Raw genomic sequence first — 15,694 nt, forward strand, 5'->3', positions numbered from 1 at the left:
GGGCTGCCGCCCCCGGACCCCCGCTTCGGCCTGAACGGCCTCGTCCTCAAACGCCGGACGGGCTGGTGGGGGTGCGGACCGGCTCTCGTCCTCAAGCCGGACGGGTTGAGGGAGTGTCGGGCGGCCTTCGTCGGACGCTCGGGCGGGTTGAGAGGGGGTGTCGGGCGGCCTTCGTCGGACGCTCGGGCGGGTTGAGAGGGGGTGTCGGGCGGCCTTCGTCGGACGCTCGGACGAGCTGAGAGGGAGTGCCGGCCGGTCGTCGTCCTCAGGCGCCGGAGGGCTGGGAGTTGTCGAACAGGCCGATCGGAAGGCCAAGTGATTCTAAGGAGCCGTACATGCATCTCGACCACGACCACCACCACGGCCCGGCTGCCCTCAGCGCCGACGCCCATCGGCCCGACGGGGCGCGGCGGGCGCTTCGGATCGGGCTCGGGGGGCCGGTGGGGTCCGGGAAGACCGCTACCGTTGCCGCTCTGTGCCGGGCGCTGCGGGACGAGTTGTCCCTGGCCGTCGTCACCAATGACATCTACACCCGGGAGGACGCCGAGTTCCTGCTCCGGGAGGCCGTGTTGCCGCCGGAGCGGATCGCCGCCGTCGAGACGGGGGCGTGTCCGCACACCGCGATCCGGGACGACATCTCGGCCAATCTCGAAGCCGTGGAGGACCTGGAGGACGCGGTCGGGCCGCTGGATCTCATCCTCGTCGAGTCGGGTGGGGACAATCTCACCGCCACCTTCTCCAAGGGGCTCGTGGACGCGCAGATCTTCGTGATCGACGTGGCGGGAGGGGACGACATCCCGCGGAAGGGCGGGCCGGGGGTGACCACGGCCGACCTGCTCGTCGTCAACAAGACGGACCTGGCGCCCTACGTCGGGTCGGATCTGGCGCGGATGGCCGCCGACGCCAAGGCGCAGCGCGCCGAACTGCCGGTCGTCTTCCAGTCGTTGCGCAGCGAGGCCGGTGTCGCGGAGGTGGCCGCGTGGGTGCGGGAGCGGCTCGTGGCGTGGGCCGTATGACGGCGACGGGGGTGCGCGCCGTCGCCCGGATCGTCGCACGGGACGACGGGCGGGGCGGTACCTCTCTTCCCGTGCTGGAGGGCGAGGGGCCGCTCGCACTGCGGCGTACCCGGGGGAGCGGGGCCGAGGCCCGGGTGATGGTCGTCGGGGCGATGAGCGGGCCGCTCGGCGGGGACCGGTTCGGGATCGAGGCCAGGGTCGAGGAAGGGGCCCGGCTGCGGGTCGGGTCGGCGGCCGCGACCATCGCCCTGCCGGGGCAGGGGAAGGAGGAGGCTCGGTACGACGTCCGGCTCGATGTCGCCGACGGGAGTGAACTGCGGTGGCTGCCCGAGCAGTTGATCTCCGCCAACGGGAGTGATCTGTGTGTGACGACTCGCGTCGGGGTCGGGGCGCGGGGCCGGCTCGTGCTGCGGGAGGAGCAGGTGCTCGGGCGGGTGGGGGAGGAGCCCGGGCGGCTCAGCAGCCGGCTCACCGTGCGGGTGGCCGGGAAGGCCGTGCTGGACCAGGAACTCGCCTGTGGGCCCGGGGCGCCCGGTGGCTGGGACGGGGCCGCCGTGCTGGCGGGACACCGCGCGGTCGGGCAACTCGTCGTCGTACGCCCGGAGTTCGCGGGGCGGCCGATGGAGGCACGGATGCTGGGAGAAGGCGCCGCGCTCACGCCGCTCGCCGGGCCCGCGGTGTTGGTGAGTGCGGTGGCGGGCGACGCGCTGCGGCTGCGCAGGGTCCTGGACGAGGCGTTGGGCCGGCTGGACGCGTGATCCGCTCAGCGGGTCGAGCGGGATCCGAACGTCCGGTTATCGGATTGATAAAGGCGGCCGTCGGGCCCTGTTCTCAGCAGCCTCACAGCCGGAAGTATCTCCCCTGACCATTCGTCACCAGGTAGGGGAGGGGCCCACTTGAAGGACAACTTCAGATCGAGGAGCCGGACGCTGGCGCTCGGGTCGGCCGGAGCACTCGTCACGGCCAGCCTGATCACCGGTGCCCTGGCGGCACCCGCCGCCGGCGCCGAGGCCCGGTACGGCGGCCAGGACCGCGCGCAGCAGGGCGCGGCGATCGCGGCCGAACGGGCCGCGAAGGCCGGGATCGACTGGGCCGACTGCCCGGCCGACTGGGCCCTGACCAAGCCCGTCCAGTGCGGCTGGGTCAGCGTGCCGCTCGACTACACCAAGCCCTACGGCAAGCAGATCAGGCTCGCCGTCGACCGAATAGGCAACACGGGGACGCCGGCGGAGCGCCAGGGCGCGCTCGTCTACAACCCCGGCGGCCCGGGCGGCTCGGGCATGCGCTTCCCGCTCCGGGTCACCAACAAGAACCCCCTGTGGGTCAACGCCTCGAAGGCGTACGACTTCGTGGGCTTCGACCCGCGCGGCGTCGGCCACTCCGCACCCATCTCCTGCGAGGACCCGCAGGAGTTCGTGAAGGCCCCCAAGGCCGACCCGGTGCCCGACACCGAGGCCGACAAGACCGCACAGCGCAAGCTCGCCAAGCAGTACGCGGACGGCTGCGCCGAGCGCACCGGCCGCGCGATGCTCCAGCAGATGACCACCGCGAACACCGCCCGTGACCTGGACGTCATCCGGGCCGCTCTCGGCGAGCAGAAGCTCAACTACCTCGGTGTCTCGTACGGCACCTACCTCGGCGCGGTGTACGGGACGCTGTTCCCGGGGCACGTGCGCCGGATGATCGTCGACAGTGTCGTCAACCCGTCGCGCAAGAACATCTGGTACCAGGCCAACCTGGACCAGGACGTCGCCTTCGAGGGCCGCTGGAAGGACTGGGAGGACTGGGTCGCCGCGCACGACGCCGCCTTCCACCTGGGGACCACGCGGGACGCCGTCCAGGCCAAGTGGCTCCGGCTGCGCGCCACCGCCAAGGCGAACCCGATCGGCGGGGTCGTCGGACCGGCCGAGCTGATCGGCTTCTTCCAGAGCGCGCCGTACTACGACTCCTCGTGGGTCCCGGTCGCCACGGTGTTCAGCAAGTACTTCGCCGGTGACACCCAGGCCCTGGTCGACGCGGCCGCCCCGGACCTGACCGACACCGCCGGCAACATCACCTCGGAGAACGGCAACGCCGTCTACACGGCAATCGAGTGCACCGACGCCAAGTGGCCCACCGGCTGGCACAAGTGGGACCGCGACAACACCGAGCTCAACCAGCAGTACCCCTTCATGACCTGGGCCAACGCCTGGCTCAACCTGCCCTGTGCCACGTGGCCGGTCGAGCAGCAGACCCCGGTGGAGGTCAGGACCCACAAGGGTCTGCCGCCGGTGCTGATCGTGCAGTCCACGCGTGACGCCGCCACCCCGTACCCCGGGGCCGTCGAACTGCACAAGCGTTTCCAGGGCTCCCGCCTGATCACCGAGCAGGGCGCCGGCTCGCACGGCGTGACCGGCCTGGTCAACCCGTGCATCAACAACCGCGTCGACACCTACCTGCTCACCGGCAAGCTGGACGGCGCCGACGTCACCTGCGGCCCGCACGCCACTCCGCAGCCGTAACCACCGTCTCCCGTACGACGACGAGGGGCGGCCGGAAGACTCCGGCCGCCCCTCACTTCTCCGTCCACCGCCTCAGCTCAGCGGCGCCCGCGGGAACCGGCGCTCCTTCGAGCCCTTCGCCGCCTGTTCGGCCTTGACGACGGCCGCGTACTCGTCGACGTACTCCTGCTCGGACAGGGTCAGGATGGCGTACATGATCTCGTCGGTGATGGCGCGCAGGACGGCCTTCTCGTGCTCCATCCCGGCGTAGCGGGAGAACTCGAGGGGCTTGCCGAAGCGGATCACGACGGGGTGGACGTTCGGGATGACCTTGCCGGGCGGCTGCGCCTCGAAGGTGCCGATCATCGCGCAGGGGATCACCGGGACACCGGCCCGCAGCGCCATCACGGCGACCCCGACCTTGCCCTTGTACAGGCGGCCGTCGTGCGAGCGTGTGCCCTCCGGATAGATGCCGAGCAGCTCGCCCTTGCCCAGCACCCCGAGCCCCTCCCGGATCGCGGCCTGGCCCGCCTCCTTGCCGGAGCGGTCCACCGGGATCTGCCCGGCGCTGCGGAAGAAGAAGGCGGTCAGCCGGCCTCGCACCCCCGGCCCCGTGAAGTACTCGGCCTTGGCGAGGAAGGTGATGCGCCGTTTGAGGACGGCCGGCATCAGGAAGTGGTCGGAGAAGGAGAGATGGTTGCCGGCGATGATCGCCGGTCCCGACGACGGCACATGCTCCAGGCCCTCGATCCGCGGCCGGAACACCACTCTCAGCAGCGGGCCCAGCAGTACGTACTTGAGCAGGTAGTAGAACACGGCTCGCCCCTCACTTTGCCAGCTCCCCTGCGAGCTGGTGTCATCCCACGTCATTACTGCTTGCCCAGCATTCGGCTCACGTGCGCCTGCGCGCCCGTGACCGGTGTGGGCCTGCTCAAGGAAGCCTCAATGTACCTGGGACGGATGCGGCTGAGATTTCCTGGATCTTCGACCCAGTGTCGCAGCGATACGAGGGTGAGTCACTACGAGCGGACAGCAGGGCCGCCTCGCATCCCCCGGCGAGGCGGCCCTGCTGTCGCGCCGTCATTTACTGGTGGCAGGGGCTCTGGGGCTGCGACGCCAGATCTCAACCGGCGTACACCCGGCCCTGTTTCACCACGTGGTGCACCGGCTGGGAGCAGCCGATGGACGGGGTGACCGGCAGACTGACGGCGAGGGGCGCGGGTTCCGTGTCCCCCACCGTGCCCCGGTCGGATTCCTTTCAGGTACCGGTGTCGTGCGTGTGGACCTGCGACCGCACCGAGGCGGCGTACTCGTCCTCCGGTGACCGCAGTGCGGTGAGCGTGATCTCCTGCGTCATCCCCCCGGGCATCGTCGACGACAGCAACGCGCAGCGGTGGGAATGACTCCGCGGCGGCCGTTGCGGGCCGTGTCCGTGCCGGCGGGCACTCAGGGAATGCATAGGATGGCCCCGATGCGCCCCACCGAGCAGCCCGCCGCGCGACCGCCGTACCGGCAGTGGCGTGCCGTGCTCGTGCTGGGCCTGCTGGCCGGGCTGTTCGGCATGCACGCGCTGGCACCCGGCGGTCTCATGGGAATGCACGGCGGGCACGAGCGGGCCGTCTCCCAGGGGACGGTCACGGCCACCGCGTACGACGGCTGTTCCGGCGACGACGGGCACTGCGGCGGCGACCACGCGCAGCACGCCGACGCGACCTGCGCCTCCGGCGCGGTGAGCGGCGGACCGGCGCTGCCCGCGCTGGTCCCGGACCCGGTCCCCGTCCGCCCGGCCGCCTGCCCGGCGGCCTCCCGCCCGGCCACGGCACCGGACGGCGCGCGAGCACCTCCCGACCTGGCCGAACTCCAGCTCCTGCGGATCTAGAGGCACCCGAGCAGGCCGTGCGCGTTCAGCGCAGCGGTCGTGCTTCCGCGTGCCCGACTCACACCCAGTAGCAGGAGTTCCAGCATGACCAGCAGGCGTACCCGTGCCGTCCTCGTCGCGCTCACCGCGACCGCCGCCCTCGCCCTCACCGCGTGCGGCAGCGGCGACGACGGCGCCGACACCGCACACGCGTCCCACTCGGCGGCGGCCGGCGCCACCGCCTCCGCCACCGCCGGTGCCCACAACGCGCAGGACGTGTCCTTCGCCCAGAGCATGATCCCGCACCACCAGCAGGCCCTGGAGATGGCCGGGCTCGCCGTCGACCGTGCCTCCTCCGCTCAGGTGCGGGACCTCGCCGCCCGGATCGAGAAGGCCCAGGACCCGGAGATCAGGACCATGACCGGCTGGCTGAAGGCCTGGGGCGAGGAGGTGCCCATGGCGGGCATGGACCACAGCGGCCACGCCGGCATGACCGGGATGATGTCCGACAAGGACATGACCATGCTGAAGCAGGCCAAGGGGACGGACTTCGACACGATGTTCCTGACCATGATGGTCCAGCACCACCAGGGCGCCGTGGAGATGGCCGGCACCGAGAAGGCCAAGGGCGACTACGGCCCGGCCACGACCATGGCCGACTCCATCGTCACCGCGCAGAACGCCGAGATCAAGGAGATGAACAAGCTCCTCGGCAAGGGCTGAGCAGAGACGGCGGCGGCCGTGCCCACCGGCGCGGCCGCCGTCCGCTCAGGCCGTCAGCACCTTCTCCAGCGCCCCCAGTGCCGACCGCAGTTCCTCCGCCGTGACGGTCAGCGGCGGGGCCAGCCGGATCGTGGAGCCGTGGGTGTCCTTGACCAGGACGCCCTCGCGCATCAGGCGCTCGCCGATCTCCCGCCCGGTGCCGACCGCCGGGTCCACGTCGACGCCCGCCCACAGCCCGCGTGAGCGGAAGCCGACCACGCCGTTGCCGACGAGTTCCGTCAGGCCGTCCCGCAGGACCACGCCCAGCTCGGCGGCCCGGCGCTGGAAGTCGCCGCTCTCCAGCAGCTCGACCACCGCCGTGCCGACCGCCGCCGCGAGCGGGTTGCCGCCGAACGTCGAGCCGTGCTCGCCGGGATGCAGGACCCCGAGCACCTCCCGCCGGGCCACCACCGCCGACACCGGCACGATCCCGCCGCCCAGCGCCTTGCCGAGCAGCACCACGTCCGGCACCACGTCCTCGTGGTCGACGGCGAGGGTGCGGCCGGTGCGGCCGAGGCCGGACTGGATCTCGTCCGCGACGAAGAGGCAGTTCTTGCGCCGGGTCAGCTCGCGGACCCCGGTCAGATAGCCGTCGTCGGGGATGAGTACCCCGGCCTCGCCCTGGATGGGCTCGATCAGCACGGCCGCCGTGGTCTCGTCGACCGCCGCCTCCAGCGCGGCCAGGTCGTTGTACGGCACGATCCGGAAGCCCGGCGTGAACGGGCCGAAGCCCGCCCGGGCGGTCTCGTCCGTGGAGAAGCTGACGATCGTGGTCGTACGGCCGTGGAAGTTGTCCGCGGCGACGACGATCGTGGCCCGGTCGGCCGGGACGCCCTTCACGTCGTACGCCCACTTGCGGGCCACCTTGATGCCGGACTCGACCGCCTCGGCGCCCGTGTTCATCGGCAGCACCATGTCCAGGCCGGTCAACTCGGCGAGCCGTCCGGCGAATTCGGCGAGCCGGTCGTTGTGGAAGGCGCGCGAGGTGAGGGTGAGGCGGTCCAGCTGGCGGTGCGCGGCCTCGATCAGCGCCGGGTGGCGGTGGCCGAAGTTGAGGGCCGAGTAGCCGGCCAGCATGTCGAGGTAGCGGCGGCCCTCGACGTCCTCCACCCAGGCGCCCTCGGCGCGGGCGACGACCACGGGCAGCGGGTGGTAGTTGTGCGCGAGGACCGGTCCCTCCGCCTCGATCAGCTCGGCGGAGGTGCGTGCGCGTGCGCGTGCGGGTGCGGTCATCAGGGGGATCTCCTGGTCCTCGGCGGCTGTCAACGGATTTCCTGGGTGCAGCACTTGATGCCGCCGCCTGCCTTGTGGAACTCCGACAGGTCGACGGGGACGGGCTCGTAGCCCTGGTCGGCGAGTCGGGCGGCGAGCGCCTCGGCCTGCGGCGCGATGAAGACGTGGCGGCCGTCGGAGACCGAGTTCAGGCCCCACGCCAGCGCGTCGTCGCGGGTCGCGAGCACCGCCTCCGGGAACAGCCGGCGGAGCACCTCGCGGCTGCCGGCGGAGAAGGCCTCGGGGTAGTAGACGATGTTCTCCTCGTCGAGGACGAACAGCGCGGTGTCCAGGTGGTAGAAGTACGGGTCCACCAGGGTCAGGCTGATCACCGGATGGCCGAAGAACTCCTGGGCCTCCCGGTGCGCCTCGCGGGTGGTGCGGAACCCGGTGCCGGCGAGCAGGTACCGGCCCGTCCAGACCAGGTCGCCCTCGCCCTCGACCACCGAGCCCGGGCGGTACACGTCGTAGCCCGCGGTCTTGAACCAGAGGTCGTAGTGGGAGGACTCGGGGCGCCGCTCGGGCGCGTGGAAGAGCGAACCGAAGACGCGGCCGCCGACGACGACCGCCGAGTTCGCGGCGAACACCATGTCGGGCAGGCCGGGGACCGGCTCCAGCCGGTCGACGCTGTGGCCGCGGGCGCGGTAGGCGCCGATCAGCGCGGTCCACTGCTCCTGGGCCAGGTCGACGTCGACCCTGGTGTCGGGGTTCATCCAGGGATTGATCGCGTACTGCACGGCGAAATGTCTGGGTTCGCAGACAAGGAAGCGCCTGAGGCGCGGCACACGGCTTTCGGACACAGAGGGGTTCCTCCGCTTTCCCGCGGTGTCGACTGGGGGTTGACACCAAGGTAGAAAGCGTCGGATACGGACGACAAGAAACAAATGTTGCGCGTCTGCGCAGGAACGCTGCGTCTCCGATCATACGAACGCAGCATCGGTGCGTTTACTCCGGCGCGGGGTGCGTGGCCCCGGCCTCCGGGCTCTCCGGCAGCAGATGCGACAGCACCATCACGCTGATCGTCTTCCGGATGAACGGCTCCACCCGGATCCGCTCCAGCACCTCCTCGAAGTGGTCCACGTCCCGGGCCCGCACATGCAGCAGCGCGTCCGCGCCGCCGGTCACCGTCATGGCCGCGGTGATCTCCGGATGGTTGCGGACCACCTCCGCGAGCCGCCGGGGCGGGGCCGCGCCCTCGCAGTACACCTCGACGTACGCCTCCGTGCGCCAGCCGAGGGCCGCGGGTGTGACGGTGGCCGTGAACCCGGTGATCACACCGGTCTCGCGCAGCCGGTCGACCCGCCGCTTCACGGCCGTCGCGGAGAGCCCGACGGCCGCGCCGATCTCGGCGAAACTGGTCCGCGCGTTCGCCATCAACGCGGTGGTGATCTTCCGGTCGAGATCGTCGAAAGGGGCGGTGCCGCTGTTCATGCCCGCACTGTAACCACGGGCGGAGACACTTCGGGAACACCACGTCATCCGGCGCCGACGTCCACGTCCGGCACATGTCCAGCGCCGCGTTCCGCCGCCTACACTCCGTTCATGCTGCGCGCCCTCGCCGTCGACGACGAACTCCCCTCGCTGGAGGAGCTGCTCTACTTGCTCAACGCCGATCCGCGCATCGGCAGCGTCGAGGGGGCCGGGGACGCCACCGAGGCGCTGCGCCGCATCACCCGCGCCCTGGAGTCCGGCCCCGAGGGCCCCGAGGCCATCGACGTCGTCTTCCTCGACGTCCAGATGCCCGGCCTGGACGGCCTGGACCTGGCCCGGCTGCTCACCGGCTTCGCCCGGCCGCCGCTGGTCGTCTTCGTCACCGCCCACGAGGACTTCGCGGTAAGGGCCTTCGATCTCAAGGCGGTCGACTACGTCCTGAAGCCGGTACGCAAGGAACGCCTCGCGGAGGCGGTACGCCGGGCCGCCGAACTGCGCGGCGCCGCACCCCGGATACCCGTGCACGAACCCGACCCCGACCACATACCCGTCGAACTCGGCGGCGTGACTCGGTTCGTGGCGGTGGACGACATCACGCACGTCGAGGCCCAGGGCGACTACGCCCGCCTGCACACCGAGCGCGGCAGCCACCTCGTCCGCATCCCGCTGTCCACCCTGGAGGACCGCTGGCGCTCCCGCGGCTTCGTCCGCATCCACCGCCGCCACCTCGTCGCCCTCCGCCACGTCGGCGAACTCCGCCTGGACGCGGGCACGGTGAGTGTCCTGGTCGGCGCCGAGGAGCTCCAGGTCAGCCGGCGGCACGCCCGCGAGCTGCGGGACCTGCTGATGAGGAGGGCCTGACGATGCCCGCCGACCCCACCGAGCGCCGGGTCACCGTCACCGGCCCGCCCCGCCGCAGCCGCCGTACCTCCGGCTACTACCGGCCGCGCACCGAGATCGACGAGCAGACCACCCTCGGCCACACCTACGTGCGCTCCCTCATGCGCAGCCAACTGCGCGTCGCGCTCGTCGTGTTCGCCGTCCTGGTGCTGCTCGTCGGCCCGCTGCCGCTGGTCTTCGCCGCCGCTCCCGAGGCCCGCCGCCTGGAGTGGCTGGTGCTCGGCTTCTGCCTCTACGCCCCGCTGATCCTGCTCGCCCGCTGGTACGTGCGCCGCGCCGAACGCAACGAGGAGGACTTCGTCCGCCTCGTCGAGGACCGGTAGGACCGATGAACTCCAGCCCCGCCGAGGCCAGATGAACTCCAGCTACGCCGTCCCGGCGGTCGCCCTAGTCGTCGTCGCGACCGTCCTCGTCGGCGCCTTCGGCCTGCGCATCTCCCGGACCACCTCCGACTTCTACGTCGCCTCACGCACCGTCGGCCCCCGCCTCAACGCGGCCGCGATCAGCGGCGAGTACCTCTCCGCCGCCTCCTTCCTGGGCATCGCGGGCCTGGTTCTGGTCCAGGGCCCCGACATGCTCTGGTACCCGGTCGGCTACACCGCCGGCTACCTCGTCCTCCTCCTCTTCGTCGCCGCCCCGCTGCGCCGCTCCGGCGCCTACACCCTCCCCGACTTCGCCGAGGCCCGGCTCGCCTCGCAGACCGTACGGCGGCTGGCCGGGGCGTTCGTCGTCGGCGTCGGCTGGCTCTACCTGCTGCCCCAGCTCCAGGGCGCCGGACTGACGCTGGCGGTCCTCACCGGCGCCCCCGACGCGCTCGGCGGGCTTATCGTCGCCGTCGTCGTGGTGGCCACCGTGGCCGCCGGCGGCATGCGCAGCATCACCTTCGTCCAGGCCTTCCAGTACTGGCTCAAGCTCACCGCCCTGCTCGTCCCCGCCCTCTTCCTCGTCCTCGCCTGGCAGCGCGCCGGCGCCCCCGTGCACGCCTTCGACGAACCGGCCGCCTTCCGTACCCAGCGCGTCGTGGACGTCCAGGACAGCCTCTCCCTCCGGCTCGACCGCCCGCTCACGGTCACCGTCTCCGGTACGGTCGACGGCCGCCCGCTCCGGGACACGCGGGTCACCCTCCCCGAGGGCACCCACCGCATCACCGCCGGCACCCGCCTGACCTTCGCCAAGGGCACCCGCGTCCCCGCCACCGACCGGGGCACCAACGGCGGCATGTCCACCTCGCTCGCCGAGAGCCGCGAGGAACGCCCGCTGTACGCCACGTACGGTCTGATCCTCGCCACCTTCCTCGGCACCATGGGCCTGCCGCACGTCGTCGTCCGCTTCTACACCAGCCCGCACGGCGTCGCCGCCCGCCGCACCACGGTCGCCGTGCTGGCCCTGATCGGCCTCTTCTACCTGCTGCCGCCCGTCTACGGCGCCCTCGGCCGCCTCTACACCCCCGAACTCACCCTCACCGGCGAGACGGACGCCGCCGTCCTGCTGCTGCCCGACCGGGTCGTCGGCGGCCTCGGCGGCGACCTGCTCGGCGCGCTGGTGGCGGGCGGCGCCTTCGCCGCGTTCCTCTCCACCGCCTCCGGCCTCACCATGGCGGTCGCCGGGGTCCTCACCCAGGACGTCCTCCCGGCGCGCGGAGTACGGCACTTCAGACTCGGCACCGTCCTCGCCATGGCCGTACCGCTCGCCGCCGGCGTGCTGGTCGGCGGCCTGCCGGTCGCCGACGCCGTCGGACTGGCCTTCGCCGTGTCCGCCTCCTCCTTCTGCCCGCTGCTGGTCCTCGGCATCTGGTGGCGCCGGCTCACCCCGCCCGGCGCGGCCGCCGGGATGCTGGCCGGGGGCGGCTCGGCGTTCGGCGCGGTGGCCGCGACGATGGCCGACTTCCCCGGCACCGGCAGCCTGCACGCCCTGCTGGCCTGGCCCGCGCTCTGGTCGGTCCCGCTGGGCTTCCTCACCATGATCCTGGTCTCCCTGGCGACCCCGGGCCGGGTACCGCCCGGCACGGCCGCGATCCTGGCCCGCTTCCACCTTCCGGAAGAGCTGCGCGCGGAGGTCAAGGCGTGACCGGGTTCCTGGCGGGCCTCCTCGTGGCGGTCCTCCCGCTCCTCGCCGCCGGCTTCTGGCTCGGCCGCCGCACCGCACGCCCCGAGAACCTCGGCGGCCTCGGCACCCCCGTCGAGCACGCCACCTTCGAGACCCTGCACACCGCCTCCCTCGCCGCGCCCCCGCTGCGCGCGGGCCTCACCGAGGAGACCGCCCGCCGCTCGGCCCGCCGGCTGCGCACCCTGCTCGGCACCGACGCGCTCTGCCTCACCGACCACGAGAACCTGCTGGTCTGGGACGGCGTCGGCGACCACCACCGCACCGAGATCATGGCGCGGCTCGCCGGGCCGCTGGAGTCGGGCCGCGGCGAGGCCTTCCGGCTGCACTGCGAGACCCCCGACTGCCCGGTCCGCTGGGCCGTGATCACCCCGCTCACCGTCGACGACCGCGTCCACGGCACCCTGGTCGCCTGCGCCCCCCGCGAGTCCGCCGTCCTGGTCCGGGCGGCCGGCGAGGTCGCCCGCTGGGTCAGCGTCCAGCTGGAGCTGGCCGACCTGGACCGCTCCCGGACCCGGCTCATCGAGGCCGAGATCCGCGCCCTGCGCGCCCAGATCTCCCCGCACTTCATCTTCAACTCGCTCGCGGTGATCGCCTCGTTCGTCCGCACCGACCCCGAACGGGCCCGCGAGCTGCTGCTGGAGTTCGCCGACTTCACCCGCTACTCGTTCCGCAGGCACGGCGACTTCACCACCCTCGCCGACGAGCTCCACGCCATCGACCACTACCTGGCACTGGTGCGGGCCCGCTTCGGCGACCGCCTCACGGTCACGCTCCAGATCGCCCCCGAGGTACTGCCGGTCACCCTGCCCTTCCTCTGCCTCCAGCCGCTGGTCGAGAACGCCGTCAAACACGGCCTCGAGGGCAAGACCGGCACCTGCCACATCCAGATCACCGCGCAGGACGAGGGCGCCGAGGCCCTGGTCGTCATCGAGGACGACGGCGCCGGCATGGACCCGGTCCTGCTGCGCAGCATCCTCGCGGGCGAGACCAGTCCCTCCGGGGGTATCGGTCTGTCCAACGTCGACGACCGGCTCCGCCAGGTGTACGGGGACGACCACGGGCTGGTCATCGAGACGGCGCCCGGTGCGGGGATGAAGATCACCGCGCGGTTGCCGAAGTACCAGCCCGGGGTGCACTAGCGCTCCGCGGGGCGCCGTTGTTCGGGTGCGGCGCCGTGGGGGCTGGTCGCGCAGTTCCTCCCCCAGCCTTCGGCCGGGGGTACCCCCACCCCAGCCTTCGGCTGGGGGTACCCCCACCCCAGCCTTCGGCTGGGGGTACCCCCACCCCAGCCTTCGGCTGGGGGTACCCCCACCCCAGCCTTCGGCCGGGGGTACCCCCAGCGCCCCTATGGGGCGCGCTTCCGCCGGCCGGAATCAATTGCTCTGGGTTACCACCATCGCCAGTGTCAGCAGGCCCAGTACCACCCACCCGAACCAGAGCCAGCCGTTGCTGCCGAGGGCCACCGTGTAGGCCGTCACCACGACCAGGCCGCCGACGGTGAGCACCCCCATCGCCTTGGTGGCACCGTTCGAGCCGTTCGCAGAACCGGGCATCGCGACACCCTCCTCATGGTCCGACTCCCTCCATGGTGCCCCGGTCAGCCCTTGCGTGCGTTCAGTGAGGCCAAATACGCGTTGTACGCCTCGAGCTCCTTGTCGCCGTCCCGGTCGGCGGCCCGGTCCGTGCGCCGGGCCTGGCGCTGCTCGGAGCCGTACCACTGGAACAGCAGGGCGATCAGCACCAGTACGGACGGGATCTCACTGAACGCCCAGGCGATCCCGCCGGCCGCGTTCTGGTCGGAGAGCGCGTCGATGCCGAGCGAGGCGGGCGGGTTCTTGAAGGTCTCGACCATCGGTTCCGACGCCATCATCAACGCGATGCCGAAGAACGCGTGGAACGGCATGCCCGCGAACAGTTCCAGCATGCGCATGAGATACCCCGGCCGGTGCGGGCCCGGGTCGACGCCGATGATCGGCCAGAAGAAGACGACACCGACGGCGAGGAAGTGCACCATCATCGCGATGTGTCCGGCCTTCGAGCCCATCAGGAAGTCGAACAGCGGGGTGAAGTAGAGCGCGTACAGGCTCGCGATGAACAGCGGGATCGTGAAGGCGGGGTGGGTGATGATCCGCATGTACCGGCTGTGCAGCAGCGCCAGCAGCAGCTCACGCGGCCCCTTCCGGCCCCGCCCGGCGACGGGCAGCGCGCGCAGCGCGAGCGTCATCGGGGCGCCCAGCAGGATCAGGATCGGCGACAGCATGCTGATGATCATGTGCTGCACCATGTGCACGCTGAACATGACCATCCCGTAGTCGTTCAGCTTGGTGCACATGACGAGCATGATCGTCAGCACACCGACGACGAACGACACGGTCCGCCCCACGGACCAGGCGTCCCCGCGCCGCCGCAGTCGCACCACGCCCCACCCGTACAGCGCCAGTCCCGCGAGAGTGGCGACGAGAAAGAAGGGATCCGCCGACCACTCCAGCCCGCGCCCCAGCGTGAACGGCGGCAGATCCATCGTCATGCCGTGCCCGCTGTGATCCATCCGGCGGCTCCTGATTCGTGGGGGGTTGTACGTTTACTGCCGACCCCAGATTAGAACCGCCCCCGACCGCACTTGCGACCGGGGGCTGGACAGCCGAGTCAGGGGCGCTGGGGGAGGAACTGCGCGAGCAACCACACACGACCCGCTCCCGGCGACGCAGCGGAACCTCCTACGGCGCTGCCCCTAAAGCACCGTCTCCGCCTCGTCGTACCGCCCGGAGGGAACCGTCTTCAACGTCTCCACCGCCTCCGCCAGCGGCACCATCACGATGTCCGTCCCCCGCAGCGCGGTCATGTGACCGAACTCGCCCCGGTGCACGGCTTCCACCGCATGCCACCCGAACCGCGTCGCCAGGACGCGGTCGTACGCCGTCGGCGTGCCACCCCGCTGCACGTGCCCGAGGATGACCGGCCGCGCCTCCTTGCCGAGCCGCTGCTCCAGCTCGACGGAGAGCTGCCGGGCGATCCCGGCGAACCGCTCGTGGCCGTAGATGTCCTTGCCGCCCTCGTCGAAGGCCATCGTCCCCGCCTTCGGCTTGGCGCCCTCCGCCGCGACGACGATCGCGAACCGCTTGCCCGCCTCGAACCGCTCGCCGACCCGGCGGGCCAACTCCTCGATGTCGAAGGGGCGTTCCGGTACGACGATGGCGTGGGCGCCGGCCGCCATGCCGGAGTGCAGGGCGATCCAGCCGGTGTGCCGGCCCATGACCTCCACCACCAGCACCCGCTGGTGGGACTCCGCGGTCGTCTTCAGCCGGTCGAGGGCCTCGGTGGCGACCCCCACGGCCGTGTCGAAACCGAAGGTCACGTCGGTGACAGCGATGTCGTTGTCGATGGTCTTCGGGACGCCGACGATCGGCAGACCGGCGTCCGACATCAGGCGGGCCGCTTTCAGCGTGCCCTCACCGCCGATCGGGATGATCGCGTCGAGGCCGAGCTCGGCGACATGGCCCCTGGCCCGCTCCACGCCGTCCCGCAGGTGCGAGGGCTGGACACGGGAGGAGCCGAGGATGGTGCCGCCGCGGGCCAGGATGCCGGCCACGGCGTCGAGGTCGAGCTTGAGGTAGTCGCACTCCAGGAGGCCCTTCCAGCCGTCCCGGAAGCCGATGACCTCGTCGCCGTGGTCGGCGACGGCACGGTGCACGACGGACCGGATGACGGCGTTCAGGCCGGGGCAGTCGCCGCCGGACGTGAGGACACCAATGCGCATAGCCCGAAACAACCTTCTCCACGTGGGCCGGAGACCGGACCACGCTGTCCGGCTGTCATCGCCGTCACCCTACCCGCGCAAGGGGGTCGTTCCGCACCGGGCGTCCGCCTGC

At 71.7% G+C, this 15,694-nt stretch carries 16 protein-coding genes; 9 read left to right on the forward strand and 7 right to left on the reverse strand.

Annotation, left to right across the window (positions count from 1 at the left end; all coding sequences use genetic code 11):
- The first annotated feature begins 335 nt into the window (after positions 1 to 335).
- From ureG to ACFY6U_RS23625, 3 genes are all read left to right on the forward strand, one after another.
- Positions 336 to 1,016 (forward strand): urease accessory protein UreG, encoded by a 681-nt coding sequence (gene ureG, locus ACFY6U_RS23615; RefSeq protein ID WP_390041134.1) that lies wholly within the window; start codon positions 336 to 338, stop codon positions 1,014 to 1,016.
- Entirely contained in the window at positions 1,013 to 1,774 is a 762-nt protein-coding gene (locus tag ACFY6U_RS23620; RefSeq protein WP_390041136.1) for an urease accessory protein UreD, read from the forward strand. The genes ureG and ACFY6U_RS23620 overlap by 4 nt, the downstream gene beginning before the upstream one ends.
- 138 nt (positions 1,775 to 1,912) lie before the next feature.
- Complete coding sequence (locus tag ACFY6U_RS23625; RefSeq protein ID WP_390041138.1) at positions 1,913 to 3,517, forward strand: alpha/beta hydrolase; 1,605 nt, start codon at positions 1,913 to 1,915, stop codon at positions 3,515 to 3,517.
- Positions 3,518 to 3,589: 72 nt separating this feature from the next.
- Here ACFY6U_RS23625 and ACFY6U_RS23630 read toward each other — a convergent pair whose 3' ends face one another.
- Positions 3,590 to 4,312 (reverse strand): lysophospholipid acyltransferase family protein, encoded by a 723-nt coding sequence (locus tag ACFY6U_RS23630; protein WP_390041140.1) that lies wholly within the window; start codon positions 4,310 to 4,312, stop codon positions 3,590 to 3,592.
- Between the two features lie 655 nt (positions 4,313 to 4,967).
- Between ACFY6U_RS23630 and ACFY6U_RS23635 the strand changes: the two genes are divergently transcribed.
- Together ACFY6U_RS23635 and ACFY6U_RS23640 are read left to right on the forward strand one after the other, a co-directional pair.
- Complete coding sequence (locus ACFY6U_RS23635; protein ID WP_390041142.1) at positions 4,968 to 5,375, forward strand: DUF6153 family protein; 408 nt, start codon at positions 4,968 to 4,970, stop codon at positions 5,373 to 5,375.
- 84 nt (positions 5,376 to 5,459) lie between these two features.
- Positions 5,460 to 6,077 carry a DUF305 domain-containing protein gene (locus ACFY6U_RS23640; protein ID WP_390041144.1) on the forward strand — a complete coding sequence of 206 codons (618 nt, stop codon included), beginning with the start codon at positions 5,460 to 5,462 and terminating at the stop codon, positions 6,075 to 6,077.
- 45 nt (positions 6,078 to 6,122) lie between these two features.
- On the opposite strand, the gene rocD is transcribed toward ACFY6U_RS23640, so the two are convergent.
- From rocD to ACFY6U_RS23655, 3 genes are all read right to left on the reverse strand, one after another.
- Entirely contained in the window at positions 6,123 to 7,349 is a 1,227-nt protein-coding gene (rocD, locus tag ACFY6U_RS23645; protein WP_390041752.1) for an ornithine--oxo-acid transaminase, read from the reverse strand.
- 29 nt (positions 7,350 to 7,378) lie between these two features.
- Positions 7,379 to 8,188: a dimethylargininase gene (ddaH, locus tag ACFY6U_RS23650; RefSeq protein ID WP_390041146.1), complete on the reverse strand. Its 810-nt coding sequence runs from the start codon at positions 8,186 to 8,188 to the stop codon at positions 7,379 to 7,381.
- A gap of 145 nt (positions 8,189 to 8,333) precedes the next feature.
- Entirely contained in the window at positions 8,334 to 8,819 is a 486-nt protein-coding gene (locus tag ACFY6U_RS23655) for an Lrp/AsnC family transcriptional regulator (protein WP_390041148.1), read from the reverse strand.
- 111 nt (positions 8,820 to 8,930) lie between these two features.
- On the opposite strand from ACFY6U_RS23655, the gene ACFY6U_RS23660 reads away from it, so the two are divergent.
- The 4 genes from ACFY6U_RS23660 to ACFY6U_RS23675 are packed head-to-tail and all read left to right on the forward strand — an operon-like array spanning position 8,931 to position 12,964.
- The gene (locus tag ACFY6U_RS23660; RefSeq protein ID WP_351499365.1) at positions 8,931 to 9,680 is read left to right on the forward strand and encodes a LytTR family DNA-binding domain-containing protein; all 750 of its coding nucleotides are present in this window, start codon (positions 8,931 to 8,933) and stop codon (positions 9,678 to 9,680) included.
- Between the two features lie 2 nt (positions 9,681 to 9,682).
- The gene (locus tag ACFY6U_RS23665) at positions 9,683 to 10,042 is read left to right on the forward strand and encodes a hypothetical protein (RefSeq protein WP_390041150.1); all 360 of its coding nucleotides are present in this window, start codon (positions 9,683 to 9,685) and stop codon (positions 10,040 to 10,042) included.
- 31 nt (positions 10,043 to 10,073) lie between these two features.
- Positions 10,074 to 11,786, forward strand: a complete 1,713-nt coding sequence (locus ACFY6U_RS23670; RefSeq protein WP_390041152.1) for a cation acetate symporter — start codon at positions 10,074 to 10,076, stop codon at positions 11,784 to 11,786.
- Positions 11,783 to 12,964 (forward strand): sensor histidine kinase, encoded by a 1,182-nt coding sequence (locus ACFY6U_RS23675; protein ID WP_390041154.1) that lies wholly within the window; start codon positions 11,783 to 11,785, stop codon positions 12,962 to 12,964. Before ACFY6U_RS23670 ends, ACFY6U_RS23675 begins: the two co-directional genes overlap by 4 nt.
- A gap of 234 nt (positions 12,965 to 13,198) precedes the next feature.
- Here ACFY6U_RS23675 and ACFY6U_RS23680 read toward each other — a convergent pair whose 3' ends face one another.
- From ACFY6U_RS23680 to ACFY6U_RS23690, 3 genes are all read right to left on the reverse strand, one after another.
- Positions 13,199 to 13,378, reverse strand: a complete 180-nt coding sequence (locus ACFY6U_RS23680) for a hypothetical protein (protein WP_293996352.1) — start codon at positions 13,376 to 13,378, stop codon at positions 13,199 to 13,201.
- Between the two features lie 44 nt (positions 13,379 to 13,422).
- Positions 13,423 to 14,373, reverse strand: a complete 951-nt coding sequence (locus tag ACFY6U_RS23685; protein WP_390041156.1) for a cytochrome c oxidase assembly protein — start codon at positions 14,371 to 14,373, stop codon at positions 13,423 to 13,425.
- 183 nt (positions 14,374 to 14,556) lie between these two features.
- Positions 14,557 to 15,582, reverse strand: a complete 1,026-nt coding sequence (locus ACFY6U_RS23690; protein WP_390041158.1) for a 6-phosphofructokinase — start codon at positions 15,580 to 15,582, stop codon at positions 14,557 to 14,559.
- Between the last annotated feature and the right edge of the window lie 112 nt (positions 15,583 to 15,694).

It is taken from the genome of Streptomyces sp. NPDC013157 (genome assembly GCF_042899865.1).
GTDB lineage: Bacteria > Actinomycetota > Actinomycetes > Streptomycetales > Streptomycetaceae > Streptomyces.

Excerpts from the sequence above, each read along its gene's own strand:
- ACFY6U_RS23665 (WP_390041150.1), top strand. The coding sequence starts at position 9,683 with ATGCCCGCCGACCCCACCGAGCGCCGGGTCACCGTCACCGGCCCGCCC.
- ACFY6U_RS23690 (WP_390041158.1), bottom strand. The coding sequence starts at position 15,582 with ATGCGCATTGGTGTCCTCACGTCCGGCGGCGACTGCCCCGGCCTGAAC.
- ACFY6U_RS23655 (WP_390041148.1), bottom strand. The coding sequence starts at position 8,819 with ATGAACAGCGGCACCGCCCCTTTCGACGATCTCGACCGGAAGATCACC.
- ACFY6U_RS23635 (WP_390041142.1), top strand. The coding sequence starts at position 4,968 with ATGCGCCCCACCGAGCAGCCCGCCGCGCGACCGCCGTACCGGCAGTGG.
- ACFY6U_RS23685 (WP_390041156.1), bottom strand. The coding sequence starts at position 14,373 with ATGGATCACAGCGGGCACGGCATGACGATGGATCTGCCGCCGTTCACG.
- ACFY6U_RS23640 (WP_390041144.1), top strand. The coding sequence starts at position 5,460 with ATGACCAGCAGGCGTACCCGTGCCGTCCTCGTCGCGCTCACCGCGACC.
- ACFY6U_RS23660 (WP_351499365.1), top strand. The coding sequence starts at position 8,931 with ATGCTGCGCGCCCTCGCCGTCGACGACGAACTCCCCTCGCTGGAGGAG.
- ACFY6U_RS23670 (WP_390041152.1), top strand. The coding sequence starts at position 10,074 with ATGAACTCCAGCTACGCCGTCCCGGCGGTCGCCCTAGTCGTCGTCGCG.
- rocD (WP_390041752.1), bottom strand. The coding sequence starts at position 7,349 with ATGACCGCACCCGCACGCGCACGCGCACGCACCTCCGCCGAGCTGATC.
- ACFY6U_RS23680 (WP_293996352.1), bottom strand. The coding sequence starts at position 13,378 with ATGCCCGGTTCTGCGAACGGCTCGAACGGTGCCACCAAGGCGATGGGG.
- ACFY6U_RS23620 (WP_390041136.1), top strand. The coding sequence starts at position 1,013 with ATGACGGCGACGGGGGTGCGCGCCGTCGCCCGGATCGTCGCACGGGAC.
- ureG (WP_390041134.1), top strand. The coding sequence starts at position 336 with ATGCATCTCGACCACGACCACCACCACGGCCCGGCTGCCCTCAGCGCC.